The organism is Planctomicrobium stercoris, assembly GCF_051465655.1.
Lineage (GTDB): Bacteria > Planctomycetota > Planctomycetia > Planctomycetales > Planctomycetaceae > Planctomicrobium.
The window spans coordinates 5,334,755-5,352,315 of record NZ_CP195791.1 but is presented as its reverse complement, the minus strand read 5'-3'; the positions used below and the strand labels follow the sequence as shown (position 1 = coordinate 5,352,315).

Genomic DNA, 17,561 nt, shown 5'->3' with positions numbered 1-17,561 from the left:
ATTCCCGTGGTGAGTCGGTTTGTCCAGAGAGTTCGCAAATGGGTGACACGCCACTGAAGCATATCTTCGTCTCTCATGCTGGGCCGGACCGCGCGCTCGCCGATCAGCTCGCAGCCGACTTACGCGATGCCGGCCATGAGACCAAGGTCGATACTCGCGAATTGAAACTCGGCGATGACTCAATCGACTTCATGAATGAAGCAATCGCCGATGCACACACGGTGATTATCCTCTACTCGCAGCATACGCCGAAAGCGCGTTGGCAGATGCTGGAGATCAATGCGTCCCTCTGGAATGAAGTCGCGCAGGACGGAGGAACATGCATCCTTGTTAGGCTGGATGACACGGCCGTCCCTCCGTTGTTGGGACCAAAGGTGTACGGAAAGCTGGAGGCGACGTCTGGCCTGCCATACCAGAAGCTTATCGAGGACTTGTGCCGAGCCGTCCTGCCGGCGCAGCCCGCATCTTCGATTGTCGCATCAGCATTCGGGAGTTCAGCGTCCAATCCCTTCCGGCGCGTCCGTGCAGAGTTCTTCGAGGATAGCCCGGACCTTTTAGCGAGAACCTTCGCGCCGCCCGATGCCAGCAAAGTTGGGGCGCTCGAAGACATGAAGCCGTGTCTTCTTGAGGGGTCGCGCGGAACGGGCAAATCAATGCTGCTCTTGTCCCTTCGGGGCAGGAATTACCTGTCGAGGGCGGCGGCCCCAAAGACGATTACCATTTTCGGTTCGTACTTGAAGCTCACCCGCGGCGCACTGTGTAACGCCGGACTTCCGCTCTCCGCGAGTACTGACCCATACTTTGGCGCGCAGGCCGCCGACTTCCCTGTCGTCGACATTTCTGCCCAGGAGATCTTCATTGCGGTCCTCGAAAGCCTCGTTTCGGAGTTGGAGTACTGCATTGAGCACCAGTTGCTCTCCTGTAACGCCGCGACTGAATCGCGACTGGCCAATGCATTGGGACGATTGCTGTTTTCGGAAGATGGGTCACGGTTTGCGCGATTGAATATCGTGCGCGATGAGCTCGGTGACGCCCATCGAAAGATCGCCGACTTCATCAGGAGGAGGTTCATCTACGGAGAATCTCCTCTCGTCCCCTTCACGACGTTCGACATCACGCTTCTCCGAAACGCATTGCGGGTTATCCGACAGGAAGTCACTCCGCTGGCGACCACCCTGTTTGCCGTGCTGCTTGACGAGTATGAGAACCTCTTCCCGTTTCAGCAGCGGATCGTCAATGGACTCGTGAAACTGGCTGCGCCGGATCTCACGGTAAAAATTGCGAAGAAACTGGGAACGGCCGACACATCGGCCACGGTAATGGGCCAGGAGCTGCAGGAGATTCACGACTACACTCGAATTCCACTGGTCTACGACGTCGAGGACAGCCATCAGCTGGCGGCCTACCAGCAGCTGCTAGAGACGTTCGTCCGGAACACCCTCGCGAGCAACGGGTTTATCGAGACGCCGCTTGAGACGTTGCTCCCTCGGAATCTGGAATCCGAGGTGGCCGAGGAAGATCGGCGCGTTGAGGTACTGCGCCTTTGCAAGATTACACCAGAGGAGTTCGAGTCATGGGAACCGCGCCGGCAGCGGGAGAAGCTAACTTACTACGGCGAAGCGGCCATTTACCGCTGCTTGTACGGGAGAAGAGGCAGGAGGCGCGACAAGCGATTCTCTGGCACGGACGATCTGGTGTTCCTGAGTTCGGGAGTCATTAGGTACTTCCAGGAGTTTCTCGGAGTCGCATTCCATCTTGGTTTTCCATCCGGAGCACCGACTGGAATGCGACTTGAGATCGCGCCGGACCTCCAATCACGAGCTGTCCACATCGTCTCCCGGCATAACATCGCCACATTGAGTCGCAACGTCGAAGCGGACGGCGAGGTGATTAAATACCTGTTGTTGGATGTTGGCGACGCCCTGAGGCACAAGCTCCTCAAACACGGCAGCGAGCCGGAAGCCGCTCGTCTCACGCTCACTGACCCAGAACGTCTGAGCCAGCCGGATATGTCAGACGTCAGGCGCATTCTGACCGTCGCGGTGCGCGAGGGCATTTTTCAGTCCAAGGACGGGTTCCCGGCATTTCGGCCGAAGCACGACTCCGATCCGCAGCCAATCGAGATCAACATCTGCCGGCTATTTGGCCCCGCGCTTCAGATCAGTCCGCGATTGCGCTGGAGGACTCCGATTACTTGTGCTGACATGCGACGCCTGATTGATCCGAACACCCGATCGGAGACGCTCGCGCACTTGAAGCGATTGTGGGCCGGTGCATCACCAGCAAAGACGGGGCCCTCTTTGTTTGGGCAAGGAGGGACGACCGATGAAGCTTGAACTTTCTCACGAACGGCTGCCAGCAGGGGCGGTCTTTGTCACATGCGTGACTGAGGAGGATCGTTGTCGGGGTGTTATCGATCGGATGGGAGGGTGGCGGCCGCAGTACACGCTTCTTGGCACTTATGCGGGAAGCAACGCTCGCCGCGATGATCACCTAACGCACTGCCGAGAAGAGCTTGTCTCGCGCCATCTGGCATTCGAAGTGATCGAGTGCAGTGAAAAGGATCCCGCCAACTGTCTCCGGCAGCAAATCACCAGTTTGACGCGGTTCGTCTTGGATCAGCAAGCACCCATCGTCATCGACATATCGGTATTCACCAAGCGGCACCTACTCATGCTGTTGCGCTGGTGTGATGACATGTCCGCATGGGGGCGTTTGACCATTGTCTACAGCGAACCCGAGGACTACGTCGTTTCAGAATTCATCCCTCTGACGTTTGGACTTGAATCGCTCCAGCAGATACCAGGGTCTCCCGGTGTTGCCGATTGCAGCCGCCCTGTTCACCTCGTCCTTTTTCTCGGATATGAAGGGGACCGTGCCTTAGCCGTTTACGAGCAAGTGCAGCCGATGCACACGACGATCGTCATTCCCTCGCCACCGTTCCGGCCGGAATGGGAGGGGCGTACCCAGATCTTCAATCGCGATCTGCTCAGCCTGACGGGCGACGAGCCTTGTCAGCAATCAGACGCCCTTGACCCTGAGGATACCACCAACCTATTGCAGCAACTTTTTGTCGACAATGTGCGGCGTGGCCCGAATGCTGTGGTCATTAGCCCGTTGGGCACAAAGCCTCAAACGCTCGGATTATTCGCATATCTTCGTGAAGCGCATGACCCGCCCGCCGTGATCTATGCCAGTCCACTGCGCCACAACCAATCCTTTTTTTCACATGGAATTGGGAAATCCTGGATTCTGAAGGCACGTCAATAGCGATGCGATTACCCACCCGCCTCGATCGATACCCGGCGAAGATGGTCGGCCGTTTGGCGGACGACCTTATCGTGCGCTATGCAAAGGACGCCACGCGACTGCTCGATCCGTTCTGTGGCTCTGGCGCGGTCCTCAGGGCTGCATCGTGTGCCGGAATCGCAGTAACGGGAGTAGATATCAATCCTATAGGAGTACTCCTGTCTCGCACCAAACTGCGAGGCTTCGACTGCGACGTGGCTCGGGATATTGCGGAAACAGCGATTCGGCGAGCAATTGCGACGCGAAAGCCGGCGAAAATCGATTGGACAGGTAAGAGCTTTTGGTTCACTCCAAAGACGCTCGACAAATTCGAGCGCCTGCGGGCCGGCCTTCTGGCTGCGCACGATGCCCCTATCGACGAAAAGGCGGTCGTTCTTCTTAGTCTAGCCTTGTCGGTGCGGCTCTGTTCAAGGGCTGATCAACGAAGCCCCAAGCCATTCATTTCTGCGACCGCTCGCGAGGAGCGACGTGGCCGGCATTACGACCCATATGTAACCGTTCGCAGCACCTTGGCCGAACTGTCGGGCCTTTACGGCGGTCGCAAGGTTATCAACGGATCGACCGTGTTGATGGCAGATTTCGTTCGTGACGAAACGCTTGGAAAGAAGCTCGGCTTCTATTCCCACGTTGTCACATCTCCACCCTACATCAACGCGCAGGACTACTTTCGCAACTTCAAACTCGAACTGCACGTCTTGGAGGGTCTGCTGCCATTTCGGGTGGACAGCGTGAAGGACAAGTTCATTGGCACGGATCGAGGAACGCTGCTTGGGGGTATTGGCGAAGAGAGGCGTGCAGTGTTCCGAACGATGATTCGCGGGCTTCGAAGTATGGAACTACGATCACCACGACTTGCGGCAGTTGTTCACCGCTACCTCTATGATATGGATACGGCATTTGACGCGGTTGCGAGGTGCCTCGCACCAAATGGAAAGTTCGTACTGGTATGTGGCGACAATCTCGTTTCCGGCCTGCGGATTCGTACCTGGGAGGTCTTGCAAAGGATGCTCGCCGCACGAGGATTCGCTCCCGTCGACACGTTTCGCGATCACATCCGGGACCGATTGCTCGCTCCAAAGCGCAGTGGACATAAGGGTTTGATCAAAGAAGAGGTCGTGTGTTGTTATCAGCGGGCCCAATGAAATCCTGTCAGGAGCGAGCGTCTTGTAAGCTCGGGGATACTTGAGTGTGCATCGTTTCCGTGGAACGGGATCAGTTGCCCATTGCATCCTGAAGATTGCGAGCCTCCACCAGTTTCTGGAACTCCGTCAGGATCTCCGGGTGGTTCTGCGACAGAAACCGCACGATGCGGGCGTTGTCGAGGAGCTTCTTGAGGTAACCGTTGACGATTACGAGGTTCAGCACGTTTTTCCCGTGGGACTCTTCAATCAACTTGAATTCGCGCCCCAAGGTCGCCATTTCGTGTTCCATGCGGGACACGTCTTCGGGCGACAGTCCGCGAACCTCCTTTGGACGCTCCTCATCGACCAGCTGATTCGGGGGTGTCGCGCCCACGAGGCACTTCACGTATCCCTCGGAGTAATTGTCCGCCGCGCAGATCAGCTCCGCCACCTCGATCTGACGAATCGGCTTGAGCCGTCGCAGTTGCCGGAACGTTTTGCCCGCCACCGTGCGGTCCTTGAGGATCTGTACGACCTCCGTGCAGATTCCATCGAGCATGTCCCGCTTCTGGCGGATCGTGTTCACATCCACGTTGAGTGACCGCGCAATGCGGTCCTCCGACACACCGTTTTTGATGGCCCGTATGATCATGAAGTGCTCCTGGATGGCCGAGAGCCGGTTGATCTTATGGTTGTATGTGAACCCCTCATCATCGGTGGCGACCAGGCACTTGGCGGAAACTTCGCCCAGATCCCTGAGAATCATGTGGCGGACATGTCCATCCAGCAGCATATAGCAGCCGCCCGAACTTGCCTGTGGGAACACCACGAGCGGCTCGATCAATCCGAGTTCCCGGATCGATGCCTCAATGCACTTGTACTTCGACGTCTTGCGGACGGAGTCGTCGAGTTTGTGCAACGGGAGGATCTTTGGCAGTGGAAGAACCAAAATCTCCGTGTCACACGCCAGTCGCAGTTTGTTGCTCATGATTTTGCTTCCGAACCTCCCAACTGTTCGGCGAGGTACTGCGGAAGGGTATCGAGGTGCTCGGCACGCAGCAGCGTGACGAAATGTTCGTCCTGGAACAGCTGCTTCAGTGCCGAGACCGCAAACAGCAGTCGCGTTTCCCAGATCTTCGCCTTTTGAATAATCATCTTTTGCTTCAGAGTTTCGTTCTGAAACGTCTTGAGCAGATCTTCTGTCGATACCGCCGCGTCCGGAGACTTGCGGGGGGCACCACGCGGCTTCTTCCCGCGCGTTCTCCGGTTCTCGATGAGTCTCCTGGCCCGCAGCAGTGACTTCCCGCGCAGATCGTTCCGCTCGTAGGCCTCCTGCAGAGCGCGCTGGACGGATTTGTCATCCGATGTCGCAATCGTGATCGCGATATACAGGGGCAATTGACCTTTCTCCACCGCCTGCAGCAAACGCTCTTCCCCCTTCGACAGCAGTTGCAGGATCCCTTTGACGTAGGATGTGGCCAGATCGGTTTTCCGAGCGATCTCCGTATGGGAGTAACCCCGCTCTTTGAGCGCGCTGATTTCTCGGACCAGTTCGACCGAGGAGTGCTGTCTCCGTGCCACATTCTCAGCCAGGCTCATGAGCAGCAGGTCTTCCTTTGTCCCTTCGACGACGATCGCCGGAATTTCCGTTTGCCCCAATGCGATGTAGGCCTCCAGTCGTCCCTGTCCGCAGACGAGATCGTATCGGGCATCACCATTTCTGCCGCTGATCTGGCAGACCGTAATCGGCTTCTTCAGGCCGATGTGGGAAATGTTGGAAACGATCTGGGCAAACTTCTTCTTCCCGCGTTCACGCGGATTCAGGATGTTGATCTGCGAGATCGGGATCATCCGCACCTGGGGGTCGAATTTGGCGCTCATTCGAAATCCTCCAGCTTGGTTCGTCGGGCCATTCCGGCCAGGTAATCCAGATTGTCGAACTGATACGTGTCCAGATGCGCACCATTCGTTTCGCAGAGCAGCAGCCGTGGCGAGTCAATATCCATGATCGGCAGCAAGTAATAGTCCGCGGGCTGTGCATTGGCCGCGTCCATCCGGACCAGAATCGTGATATCCGGTGCCAATCTACGGTTGATCTGGATCAGCCAACGCAGTGAACCGGCAGGCGTTTCCCGGCACCGGGACAGGACCATGGAGGCACTGAACTCGCCATTGATCAAGAGCAGGTCACTGGTTGTGTCTTGTGTCACCTTCGCTCCGACGGCATCCAATCGACGCATCACATCGGCTACCAAACGGGGATAAAGCATCCTGAGATCCCGATTGATTTCGACGTACCGGAAGTCCCGCTCCGGCTCATACCCCGCGAGCCGGTACGCCTTCAACAAACTTCCGAACCGGAATCGGTAGGCCGCGCTGGAGGGAGCATCGTCGGCAGCGTCGATCAGGTGACTCGACAACTGCGCGTGACGCTGGATAAGACTCTTGAGCCGGGCCAGCATTTCTTCGTCCGAGAGCCGCCGGGAGCGCTCCTGAATGATGCCCCGCGCCGTGTAAAACACCTCAGGAGAGACGACAGGCGGAAACGCCTCATTCGATCGGACCCACATTTCGGGTGTGTTATTGACGTGCTTTTTCTTCAGCTTGAACGAAGTGCGGTTGTAAACATTATTACCGATATACTTCTCGTTCGTCAGCACCTGATGTACGGTCCCCCGATTCCAGGTCCGCCCCAGGTCGGTCCGTACTCCCTGGGCATTGAGCATGGCGGCGATTTCGGATTCGCGTTTCCCGCTGATGAACTCGTTATAGATCCACTGCACGATGCGGACCTCATCCTCCGGTCCGGGCACCAGAACCACGCGATCCGTCTGCAGACTCTTGTGTTCGCCAATGGCGAGCACCCCTTTCTGATCACCCGTCTGGCCGATCAGCATCCGCCGCAGCCCAAATCCCGCCATGCCCCCCTGACGATATCCCAGTTCAATCAACCGGCACTGCCCCTGGAAAACTTTGGACGACAGTTCCCGACTGTATTCCCCGGCCATCGCCCGTTTAACGCTCTTGATGATTGTCGATGTGGGGCCACCATCGTTCTCGAACTGCTCAGCGCAGTAATGAACTTCGATCCCCGCCCGCTTACAGAGGTACTCGTAGTAAGCACTCTCATCAGCATCCTGAAACCGCCCCCAGCGACTGATGTCGTAAACCAGGATGGCCTGAAAATCGGCCTGCCCGCTTTGAACATCGTCAAACAGCTGCTTCAGCTGTTCCCGGCCGGCAACGTTGAGGCCGCTTTTTCCGGCGTCAGCGTAGGTCCGCACGATCTCATAGCCACGGCGGTCAGCGTATTCGCGAATTGCATCCTCCTGATTGGCCGTCGAATACTGCTGGTGTTCGGTGGACATTCGCACGTACTGTGCTGCGCGAATTGGTGCTGGTGGGGGAGCAGTGGTGAACATTTCAGGTTTCGGTGCTGGGGGGTGAGGGATTCGTGCGAACGCGCCATTTTCGTCCGTTCATGGCATTCAGTTTGCGTCACGCCTGTGTGACGGCGCGGGAGGTGGCTGTGTGATCTGCGTGTGATTTCCCACGTCTATTTTTCCAGCTTCAATGCGTAGTGCCCCGGAACCGCCCCATCGATGGCGTCCGCCAGGGAAGCCATGTCGGCCTCCCGGAGCTTGCTGCGGAGTGTTTTGACAACGCTCCGAATCGCCTCATCGGTCCGTACCCCGTCCCACACGTCCGTCAGCAGATCTTCATGGGTGACATAAATATTCGGACGGCGGGCCAAGCGGACGAAGAACCGAAACGGCAGCGTGTTCCCCAGGAAGCACGATTTTTCCTGGTAGGTGACCGTGAGCATCTCCATGTCAAACAGATCGGATTTCACTGCGGGCCCGGGGAACGTGAACGTGCCCCGGGATTTCCAAAAAGTGATGGGGTCGAGGGAGAGTTCCTCACTCATGAGGATCAGCGCGTCCTGCAGGAGCTCGATCGTGGCCGCCTGAGCTTCAGCCAGACTCTTGAGTTTTTGACGAATACGTTCTTGTTTTTCGGGGTTCATCTTGGTGGCTCGCGTTGAGGACTTGGGACAAATCGCACATTCCAAGTCTGCATTGCACCTCGGACCTTTGACGGATGCCCGATTCCGATGCGATCCGACAATCGCTGCCGGAACCCCTCCGCCATGAAATCGCATCGGTATTTTCCGATCAGATTCTTGACAATGCCCGGAGATCCATTACAACATCGCGAAGCCACCCAAGCCGCATCTGTGCGGTGGAACCCAGCCCGCCGGCTCTGTCATGCCGGACATCGAAGCCAACTCGGTGGGTGTTTCTCGCGGGTTCACAATCACACTTAAAGATCAGTCGGCGATTTGTGCTTGCGCCGACACGAGCCGTGCGGGATTCCTGACCACTGGGGCCGCTTCAGAGATGGTTTCTGGAGCATCTTGTGAGTGGGAATTCAGTCTTCCAGCGCATCGAGTACCTCTCCGTCATTGGCGGATTCCTCGATGGACTGCACATCACGTTCAGCGCAGGGCTGAACACGATCATTGGGGCGCGCGGAACGGGCAAGACGACCGTGGTCGAGTGCCTGGCCTATGCCCTCGACACGCTCCCCAGTTCCGATCATGCGCCGCAGGAGCGGAAACGTGTCGAAACGCTGATCAAGCGGAACCTGAACGGCGGGCGGATTGAAGTTGGAATCCGGGCGCTGGATGGGACCGCTTACCGGGTGACCCGATCGTTTGGGGATGATCCGATTGTGCTGGATGCCGATGGGGTTGCGGCCTCATTGAATCTGAAAGCTGGTTTGTTCCGCACCGATGTCTACGGCCAGAACGCGGTGGAATCGATTGCGGACCGTCCGCTGTTTCAGTTGGACCTGATCGACAGTTTCGCGTCGGAATCGATCCAGCAGATCGCATCCCGTGAGAAGCAGCTCGTTTCCCTGCTGCTGGTGAACGCCCATCAAATGATTCCCCTGGAGCAAGAAGTGGGGTCGATTCAGGAAGAGTTGGCAGGGTTGCCCAATGTCGAACAGAAGCTGAAGGGATTCGCAGGCCCGGCCGGCGGTGTTACGGCGGAGGTCAATGAAGCCCATCGCCTGAAAGGGCTGAGGGACCGGGAATCACGTTTACTGCAACGAGCGAAAGAGTCGCTTGCGCAGGTGGGGCAGTCTCTGCGGCAGCTGCAGGGAGGTCTGCTGGGAAGAACTGGGGCGCTCTTCGATGCGGAAACGAGTGGCGGTCCGAACAGCGACTTACTTCAGGAAGTGACCCTTCAATGGCAGGCGTGCGGCGGCGATGTTGATCGGCTGCTCCTCCGGGCTATCGATCGCCTGGCGACCTTGGATGCCGACCTCAGTCAGCAGATCGCCCACCTGGCCCAGCGTCATCGTCAGCAGGAGCTGGCGTTCCGGACGACCATTGAGAAACACCAGCAGGCCCAGCATCAGGCAGCCGAACGTTCCGCGCTGGAGAAACAACGCAATCATCTGCTATCCCGCCAGTTCCGTTTGGAGGAGGTGCAACTCCGCATTGGTGAATTGCGGTCCGAACGGATGAGCCTGTTGCGACAGCTGTGTGATGTCCGGGATGAGCGTTTTGCCGCTCGGAGGGAAGTCGCCGGGCGGATCAACACTGCACTGTCCCCCACGATCCGGATTTCCATTTCCCAGTACGGCAACACGGATCTTTATCGCGCTGCGCTGGAGTCTCGACTCAAGGGGAGCGGCGTCAAACAGTCCCTCGTGGCGCAGAAGATCGCAACGGCGCTCACGCCGACGGAATTGGCCGAAGTCGTCCGTGCCCGCGACACAGATTCTTTGATTGACCGTGCGGAACTGTCCCACGAGCAGGCGGGGAAAGTGGCGGTTGCGCTGGCGGACCAAGAGTTTTTGTACGGCCTGGAAGCGATCGAACTCGGCGACCAACCGTTGATCGAACTGAAGGATGGCGAGGGTTATAAGGACACCTCGTCACTCTCCACCGGTCAGAAATGCACGACAATTCTGCCAATCCTGCTGCTCGACAGCGACAACCCGCTCATCATCGATCAGCCCGAAGACAACCTCGACAATCGGTTCATCTTCGAAAACGTCGTCAAGAGTCTGCGACGGGTGAAGCAGCAGCGTCAACTTATTCTCGTCACGCACAATCCGAACATTCCCGTGCTGGGGGATGCCGAACAGGTCATCGTGCTCGATTCCGATGGCACACGATCCCGACTGATCAAGGAAGGGGGCGTAGATGGCTGCAAAGATGAGATCGTGACGTTGCTGGAAGGGGGAGCCGAGGCGTTCCGGAAGCGGGGAGAACGCTATGGCAAACGCTGATGCCTCCCCCGATGACCGTGACTGGCCCGCGCATCTGGAGCAATTGGAAACGGACCGGGAGTCGATCCCCTGGCCCGATCGCGAGACCCTGTTACCCCTGGACTGGCGACCGCCGGGAGCACCCGCACCGGAACTGCTGTCCGTGGTGGAGTTACTGGCGGAAGACCCGAAATGGCAAGTCCGCCGACGGGCAGCCGCCACGCTGGTCTGGCTCCCCGAGCCTGTTTTCAGTCGCCTGATGGCAGTGTTCAGCCGCGACTCCCATGCCTTTGTTCGGCGCGATGCGGACCGGGCGCTGGATCGACGACGACGCGGGGAAAAGAACGCTTTGAGCCGGAGCGAGCGGCCGGGGGACTTGGCGGCGGATTACACTTCAATGGAGAGGCTCTACGGGTCGCTGCCGACCCGCAAGGCCCGTCGGATCGTCGAGAAGCATTTTGACCTGCTGGTGGGGGGGACCGTCCACAACATGCGGGGCCTGCTCACGCCCATCAAACACTACGCCGATGAGCTGAAGGAATTGGCGAAAGGGACTTCCCCCAATCGCAAGCTGGTGAATCAGCACGCGGACGCCATTGCCTCGCGCCTCGCGGACCTGGAACAGTTCCTCGATGACATGCGAGCCTATGCCCAGCCGATCCCGAGCCAGCGACGCCGCGAGCGGTTGATCGACCTGATCGGCGAGGCCGCGAAGTCCGCCCGACGCCACTTCGCATCGACTGGCCACGATCCCGCCCGGATCGAACTGCGGATGCAGGTGCCGGAATCGCTGACGCTGGAAGTCGCCCGGCATCAGGTGTTGTCGGTGTTCACGAACCTGCTGCGAAATGCCTTTGAGGCGTTTCGTTCGCTGGACGTTGAAACCCGGCCATTCTGGATTGCAGTGCTGGCCAGCACTGATGGTGACCGAGTTTCCATCATCATCGAAGACAACGGCGTGGGGTTTGGGGAGGAGGATCTGCAGCAGATTCGAGAGTTCATTCCTGGCCGCAAGACCATGAAGCATGACGGGACGGGGTTCGGACTCCCGACCGCGCGACGGTACATCGAGGGGCACGGCGGCACTCTCGACATCGACAGTCAAGTTCAGGCAGGCACGAGAGTGAGGATCGTCCTGCCCCTGGAAGCCTGGGGAGAGGAAGCAGAATGACTCTGCACGCCTTGGTCATTGATGATGACCCGCACATTGTGGATGTGATTTCGGACATTGTGTCCTCCCTGGGTCATACCTGCGATTCCGCGGGCTGCCAGGACGAGGCCCGGCGGCAGTTGGCCACGACGCAGTACGATTACTTCGTGCTCGACCTGGAGATCCCGGTTCGGGCCGAACGCAGCGTTGCCCGACTCCAAAATGGCCTGAATCTTCTGGGGGAACTCGTGGATGCCCGACTCGGTCCGGTGATCGTCGTCACGGGTTATGGCAATCATGGACCGGACCAGGGGGTCGAGTGCGTGAAACTCGGGGCTGCCGACTACGTGGCCAAGCCGTTCAAAACGGAGGGGAAGACGCTGGATGGCGCGATCACCGAAGCCCTGCGCCGCGCCGGTCGCCTGACGTCGGCGGCGGTTCGACAAAAGCCTGTGGCTCCACCGCGTCCGTTCGTGGGTGGGGAGATGCAACTGCTGAAGAAGCGGCTGGTGGTGTGCGATGTCGAGGTGCCGATCACTCCGCTGATGCACCGGATTCTTGCGGTTCTCAGCGAACGAACTGCAGCGGGAAAATATGCCGCGTTCAGTGGGGATGAGTTGGCAGAACACGATGGCGTTCGCTGTAACCGGGGCCAAAACGGGATCTCGGAAGCGATCTACAACCTCCGAAAACGGATCTCCAGCACCGTGCTGGAAGAGGCCCACGTTGAGATTGGCGACCAGGATATTGTCCGGAGCAAGGGACTCGGTTACCGGATCAGCGATGCGGTGACCGTTGTGGTCGGTGCTCGACGCACCGTCGCGGTCGAAGTCGCCAGGGCTGGAAATGTCCCAGATGACCCCAATCACAACGGCCATGTCCCCGATCATGTCCCCGTTGGTGACCCCGATGTCCCTGATGATGTCCCCGATCTCAACGCTCGCCAGAAATGGGTGCTGACGCAGATTCGACGAGGGACTGAAATCCGCGTCAGCATGGTGGTTACACACTTCGGCTGCTCACAGAAAACGGCCAAACGCGATCTTTCCGATTTGAAGGACCGGAAAATGATCCGGTTCGTCGGTTCTCCTCGCACAGGTCACTACGTTCTGATGTAGCACGGTTTACGCCATTTCCTCGCTCATGGCCCAGAGTTCGTTGAGGTGCGGCTCCCGTTGGCCAAAGAACGCGGTGGCGAACGCATCCCGGGCTGGTGTCCAAGGTTCGAAGCTGCGGCAGTTGTCCCGACTCCACAACTTGTTGCTGAATCGTAACTTACGATTTCCTGTCATCTGGCAGTGCAGCATTCGTGTTACCGGCTAACTACCGGAAATAACGAAAGGTGCTGCAATGTCGAAGCGGGTTCCAACGTACCGGTCTCATAAGGCGAGCGGGCAGGCCGTTGTCACGATCAACGGCAAAGACCACTATCTTGGAAAATTTGGTTCGAGAGACTCGCACCTAAAATATGCCGAGATCATCTCTCAGTGGCAAAGCGAACAGACGTCCGCTTTGAAGGACTTGAAGATTCGGCAACTGACAGTCTTCTACTGGCGACACGCGAAAAGTTACTACGTCAAAGACGGCAACCCGTCCGGACACCTGCATGTGGTCCGCAATGCTTTGAAGTACCTTAACGAAGAATGTCGTGACCTGCGGGCCGTGGAATTTGGCCCCAAGCGGCTCATACGATTTCGGGACTCGCTGATTGCACGAGATCACGCGAGGAAATACATCAACGACTTGATCTCCGTGATCAAAAGAATGGTTCTTCCCACAATTTAATGGCTTGCTGATTCTGGGAGCAGCTTGAGTTTGCCGCAGAAGAACAGGATTCTTGTTCGGTAGTTGGCGAAGTTCCTGAATCCTCGGGCGGCGGATTTCAGGGACTGAATGATGCTGTTGAACCCTTCCGCTGCGGCGTTGCTGATCTGGTGGCGGAACCAGCTCAGGATGTTGTCGATCCGCTTTTTGATCATCTTCGCCACACGCTTGATCGGCTTGAGTCGGCAACGGATGGCCCAGCTGAACCAGGTCTGGAAGAACTCGTCCGCTTCCTCCGCACTCCGGCAGTCCCAGAACCAGCGGAACTGTTCTCGAATGGCCCACGCCCGAGCCGTCTTCAGCTGAGCACCTTTGATCTGCTCGAACTCCGCTCGCTTCTGCTCACTGAGGTTCTCCAGGTTGTAAAGCCACAACGAGCGTGTCCCCTTGAGCGTCTCGTCCTGCTCTTTCATCAGAGACTTGTGCTCGGCTCGCCGGACCTGATCGACAGCCTCGTTCAGATGCTTGGCGATGTGGAACCGGTCATGCACGACTTCTGCATCAGGAGCATGAGCATCCACGCTGTTCTGATACGCCTGCCACATGTCCATCGCCACCGCTTCGATCTGTTCCTTCTGCTCCCAGGAGAAGGTGTTCCACAGCGTGTCGGCTGCGGTTTCGTCACGTCCGGGGGAGACTTCCAGGACTCGGCTGCCATCGATGTCGGTCATGATAGACACGTAGTCCTGCCCCTTCAGAAAACTCTTCTCATCCAGGCCGACATGCCTGATGTCTGTCAGGTCTCGAGTGATCAATCCCCGTTCGACCGCTCGGTCCATAATCCGTTGCACGCTCATCCAGCTCAGCCGCAGATGAAGCCGGGCCTTCTCGATGCTGCTGGCCACCTGCAGCAGACGAACGGCAAAGGCTTCGAACACCAATGTGAACCGTCCGTGCGGCTCGGCCCAGGGGACTTCAATCGTCTTCACTCCGCAGTCGGGACACTCGGTGCGAGGGATGCGAGCGGTGAGAAGGGTCTCGAACTGCATGGTGTCCAGATGCCGCCAGGACCGCTGCGGAGCATGATCCTTCAGCGGCCGCACCGCCGAACATTCCGGACAACAGACTGCTGCTCCCGGCACATGCTCAATCTGAATCTGAACCCGCTTCTCCTCCAGCGAGAGATCGACATCCACCACCCGCCAGGACCGGTCCAGCCCCAGCAACAACCCGTAATGCTCAGAAAGTGTGTTCATGAACAACAGCTTCCAAAACTGACCACACTCCCGCCAGATTCAAACAACCTCACCCACAAAATTCCGGGAAGACCCAAAAGAATGTACCGCTGGGCACTTGAAGAAGAACTGGTTCACGGAGTTCCCAGCATCCAGGCAGTACTAACCCGTGGCATTGGATGAGTGAAGAAGGGGCGGACAAAAGCCAAGGAAATGCCTCCAGTGAAGCCTGTTTCCGAAGATGCTGTGGACGCAATTCGGAAATATGTTCGCCCGGAAGTCTGGGCCATGATCGAATTGCAGCGATGTATCGGCATGAGACCGGGGGAAGTTCTGATCGTCCGTGGACGAGACCTCAACACATCGGGAGTCATCTGGGGGTATCGGCCCGAATCCGTAGAAGCAGACGGAGGGGAACAGGTATTCGCCGCAGATGCCGATGGAACTGATGCAGATCGCTCCTTCCGGTTCGAGTACTGTGCGGAGCTTTGAGACGTAGCGGTGGACCGCTGCCTCCGCTTCCGGAATCCAGTAAGACAAAAACCGCTGCGCCTCAGTGATCAGGCGTTCGAAGTTGGGAACCCCATCGTCCACGGGATACCGGGCCATCACTTCCGTAAAGTCATTGCGGCTCCCCTCCGCATTCTGCAGAAACCAATCCCGGGGACACCAGGAGGGAACTCCGATCGGAGTCTGCACCCGGAGTTGCATCCCCAGTTCGCGACAGGTGCGCGCGTAGTCGATCAGAGTCTCCAGCTCATAGACTCCATCTTCCGGTTCGTGTCGGTGCCAAGCATCGAATAGCAGCATATCCCGGCAGCCGGCCTCAGCGAGACGGTGGAGCGCCTCGAGGTCAAAGCTTCGACCGTAGTCGAGCATGATGACACCCATCCTCTGCCTCCCGTTCAAAGCCTTCTCGAATCTGCCGTTGCATCATGCAACATCTGGATGTCAATCAGAGCAGTGTTTGTTCTGCCATCGCCGCATCCAGGCTGGGGCGGTGCTTCAGATTGTCAACGTGCCAACCTGCTTCAGGCTCTTTCAGGCAGGCGACAGCCAGCATTTGTTCGACATCTTGGGGAGAGGAACCACGATCTCGAAAATCACGGATCTTGTAATTTCCCGACGTTTTCGAGACATCGGCCAGATCCGCATTCTGAGCGAGCAACTTCGGCACATACTGAAACTGTGGGATGGGTAACCGCAGTCGGTCACAGTACCAGCAGTACAACGAAAACTCCGTCACCAGGTCATCTCCCCGGATGAGCAGATCGCAGCCTTCGCGGGCATCTTGTGCCACTTTGACCGCTGTCAGGTAGGGGACATATGGGTAGGGGCGATCACAATTGAGGATCTGCGGAGTGACAAACCGACAATCCTCAGCGACAGGCGGGATTTGCTCCAAGCCGTGAGAACGTAGGAACGCTTCATTCTGTTCCCGATCCAGGCTCTCATGGCTGAAGAGGTCGGGACAGACACCCATCCATTCCAGATCTTCGCGAATTCCCTGACAATAGAACCGGATGCGTTCCTCTCCCAGGCGATCCCGCCAGTAAGGCTGGTCATCATCAAATCGCACGATGAACCGGCCGCCGGTCGAGCGGGCCGCCTCCAGGTTTACCAGAATCAGGTACAAGTGTCCCAGATGCAGAAACCCATTGGCGGTCGGATTAAAACGCGTGTTCACGGACATGGCCCCCGCTGGAATACGGATGGAGGTTTTCGAGTTTCATTGTGTCTGACTGGAACCGAGCAGAACTGCAGGAGCCAACCGAGATGGAGGCTCGCAGGATCGCCTCTGAGGAGTGTGGTTCATCGGGGAGGAAGATCTGGAACATATTCCGCTCCGAATCGATAGGGGAGCGGACCTCCGAACTCCTCCGTGTGAAATGGCATCCAGGAGGTCGTCCCCCCATCGACAACAATCGTTTGCCCGACGATGAACGCGGCATCCTCCCGGCAAAGAAATGAAACGACGCGGGCAATGTCCTCCACGGTTCCTGCCCGTCCGATCGGGAGCAGCTTCCCGGCACCGTTCGGATCGAACTCAGGGATTGAACGGTAATATCGCTCGACAGGAACCATCCCGGGGGCGACCCCGTTCACACGCACTCCTCGCGGTGCCAATTCGATTGCCAATTGGCGCGTGAATGACACGATCGCCCCGCGTGTCCCGGCATAAATGGAGTGTTCCCGCATTCCTTCGTAGGCATGCACGGACGTGATGTTCACGACATTCCCCTGTGATTCGAGCAGCGCCGGGAGCACCGCCTGCGTCAGAAAGTAGGGAACGTGGACATTGATGTTGTAGAGGGTTTCGAACATGCCGGGCGTGATCGCGTCGAACGGGAGATTCATGGTCACGCCGGAGCAGTTTACCAGGATGTCCAGTCCTTGCAGGAACTCCAGGGCTGCTACCCCAAGCTGCGGAACCTGACTTGTCTCTCGAAAGTCCACTCTTACCGTCTTTGCCCGTCGGCCCATGTTCTGCAGCTGTTCGACGGTCTGGAGTGCTCCGGCCTCGCTGTGACAATAGTGGACGACGACATCTGCCCCCTGACGACCCAACTCCAAGGCAATCCCCTGTCCGATGCCTGTTCCTGCCCCCGTGACCAAAGCTCGTTTTCCCGTGAGTGGCATGGGCCCGTTCCTTTTGATCGAAAATACAAGGTGTTTGACAGTGAGGCAGTCAGAATG

General features: G+C 57.9%; 16 protein-coding genes. 7 read left to right on the top strand and 9 right to left on the bottom strand.

Annotated features, from left to right (window positions below):
• The first annotated feature begins 38 nt into the window (after nucleotides 1-38).
• The 3 genes from SH661x_RS21710 to SH661x_RS21700 are packed head-to-tail and all read left to right on the top strand — an operon-like array spanning nucleotide 39 to nucleotide 4,451.
• On the top strand, nucleotides 39-2,336 hold the full coding sequence (locus SH661x_RS21710; RefSeq protein ID WP_437225977.1) for a toll/interleukin-1 receptor domain-containing protein: 2,298 nt from the start codon (nucleotides 39-41) through the stop codon (nucleotides 2,334-2,336).
• The gene (locus tag SH661x_RS21705; protein ID WP_437225975.1) at nucleotides 2,326-3,270 is read left to right on the top strand and encodes a hypothetical protein; all 945 of its coding nucleotides are present in this window, start codon (nucleotides 2,326-2,328) and stop codon (nucleotides 3,268-3,270) included. The genes SH661x_RS21710 and SH661x_RS21705 overlap by 11 nt, the downstream gene beginning before the upstream one ends.
• Nucleotides 3,271-3,272: 2 nt before the next feature.
• Complete coding sequence (locus tag SH661x_RS21700) at nucleotides 3,273-4,451, top strand: hypothetical protein (RefSeq protein WP_437225973.1); 1,179 nt, start codon at nucleotides 3,273-3,275, stop codon at nucleotides 4,449-4,451.
• A 70-nt stretch (nucleotides 4,452-4,521) separates the two neighbouring features.
• Here SH661x_RS21700 and SH661x_RS21695 read toward each other — a convergent pair whose 3' ends face one another.
• The 4 genes from SH661x_RS21695 to SH661x_RS21680 all read right to left on the bottom strand — a co-directional run bounded on the left by SH661x_RS21695 (nucleotide 4,522) and on the right by SH661x_RS21680 (nucleotide 8,457).
• Nucleotides 4,522-5,418: a plasmid partitioning protein RepB C-terminal domain-containing protein gene (locus tag SH661x_RS21695; protein ID WP_437225971.1), complete on the bottom strand. Its 897-nt coding sequence runs from the start codon at nucleotides 5,416-5,418 to the stop codon at nucleotides 4,522-4,524.
• The gene (locus SH661x_RS21690) at nucleotides 5,415-6,311 is read right to left on the bottom strand and encodes a plasmid partitioning protein RepB C-terminal domain-containing protein (protein WP_437225969.1); all 897 of its coding nucleotides are present in this window, start codon (nucleotides 6,309-6,311) and stop codon (nucleotides 5,415-5,417) included. Before SH661x_RS21690 ends, SH661x_RS21695 begins: the two co-directional genes overlap by 4 nt.
• Entirely contained in the window at nucleotides 6,308-7,852 is a 1,545-nt protein-coding gene (locus tag SH661x_RS21685; RefSeq protein ID WP_437225967.1) for a recombinase family protein, read from the bottom strand. Before SH661x_RS21685 ends, SH661x_RS21690 begins: the two co-directional genes overlap by 4 nt.
• A 134-nt stretch (nucleotides 7,853-7,986) precedes the next feature.
• On the bottom strand, nucleotides 7,987-8,457 hold the full coding sequence (locus SH661x_RS21680) for a winged helix-turn-helix domain-containing protein (protein WP_437225965.1): 471 nt from the start codon (nucleotides 8,455-8,457) through the stop codon (nucleotides 7,987-7,989).
• 392 nt (nucleotides 8,458-8,849) lie between these two features.
• On the opposite strand from SH661x_RS21680, the gene SH661x_RS21675 reads away from it, so the two are divergent.
• The 3 genes from SH661x_RS21675 to SH661x_RS21665 are packed head-to-tail and all read left to right on the top strand — an operon-like array spanning nucleotide 8,850 to nucleotide 12,983.
• Nucleotides 8,850-10,736, top strand: coding sequence for an AAA family ATPase (locus SH661x_RS21675; RefSeq protein ID WP_437225963.1), 1,887 nt, complete (start codon nucleotides 8,850-8,852; stop codon nucleotides 10,734-10,736).
• Nucleotides 10,723-11,886, top strand: a complete 1,164-nt coding sequence (locus SH661x_RS21670) for a sensor histidine kinase (RefSeq protein WP_437225961.1) — start codon at nucleotides 10,723-10,725, stop codon at nucleotides 11,884-11,886. Before SH661x_RS21675 ends, SH661x_RS21670 begins: the two co-directional genes overlap by 14 nt.
• Entirely contained in the window at nucleotides 11,883-12,983 is a 1,101-nt protein-coding gene (locus SH661x_RS21665) for a response regulator (RefSeq protein WP_437225959.1), read from the top strand. The genes SH661x_RS21670 and SH661x_RS21665 overlap by 4 nt, the downstream gene beginning before the upstream one ends.
• A gap of 6 nt (nucleotides 12,984-12,989) precedes the next feature.
• Here the strand turns inward: SH661x_RS21665 and SH661x_RS21660 are convergent, their stop codons facing one another.
• A complete protein-coding gene (locus SH661x_RS21660) occupies nucleotides 12,990-13,157 on the bottom strand; it encodes a hypothetical protein (RefSeq protein WP_437225957.1) in 168 nt (55 codons plus the stop codon).
• A 58-nt stretch (nucleotides 13,158-13,215) separates the two neighbouring features.
• Between SH661x_RS21660 and SH661x_RS21655 the strand changes: the two genes are divergently transcribed.
• On the top strand, nucleotides 13,216-13,650 hold the full coding sequence (locus SH661x_RS21655) for a hypothetical protein (protein WP_437225955.1): 435 nt from the start codon (nucleotides 13,216-13,218) through the stop codon (nucleotides 13,648-13,650).
• On the opposite strand, the gene SH661x_RS21650 is transcribed toward SH661x_RS21655, so the two are convergent.
• The 4 genes from SH661x_RS21650 to SH661x_RS21635 form a co-directional block, all read right to left on the bottom strand.
• Nucleotides 13,647-14,885 (bottom strand): ISL3 family transposase, encoded by a 1,239-nt coding sequence (locus SH661x_RS21650; protein ID WP_437222029.1) that lies wholly within the window; start codon nucleotides 14,883-14,885, stop codon nucleotides 13,647-13,649. The two genes, SH661x_RS21655 and SH661x_RS21650, sit on opposite strands and share 4 nt — an antisense overlap.
• Nucleotides 14,886-15,026: 141 nt before the next feature.
• Nucleotides 15,027-15,755, bottom strand: a complete 729-nt coding sequence (locus SH661x_RS21645; RefSeq protein ID WP_437225953.1) for a hypothetical protein — start codon at nucleotides 15,753-15,755, stop codon at nucleotides 15,027-15,029.
• Between the two features lie 64 nt (nucleotides 15,756-15,819).
• On the bottom strand, nucleotides 15,820-16,557 hold the full coding sequence (locus tag SH661x_RS21640) for a glutamate--tRNA ligase family protein (RefSeq protein WP_437225952.1): 738 nt from the start codon (nucleotides 16,555-16,557) through the stop codon (nucleotides 15,820-15,822).
• A 119-nt stretch (nucleotides 16,558-16,676) separates the two neighbouring features.
• Entirely contained in the window at nucleotides 16,677-17,504 is an 828-nt protein-coding gene (locus SH661x_RS21635) for an SDR family NAD(P)-dependent oxidoreductase (RefSeq protein ID WP_437225950.1), read from the bottom strand.
• Between the last annotated feature and the right edge of the window lie 57 nt (nucleotides 17,505-17,561).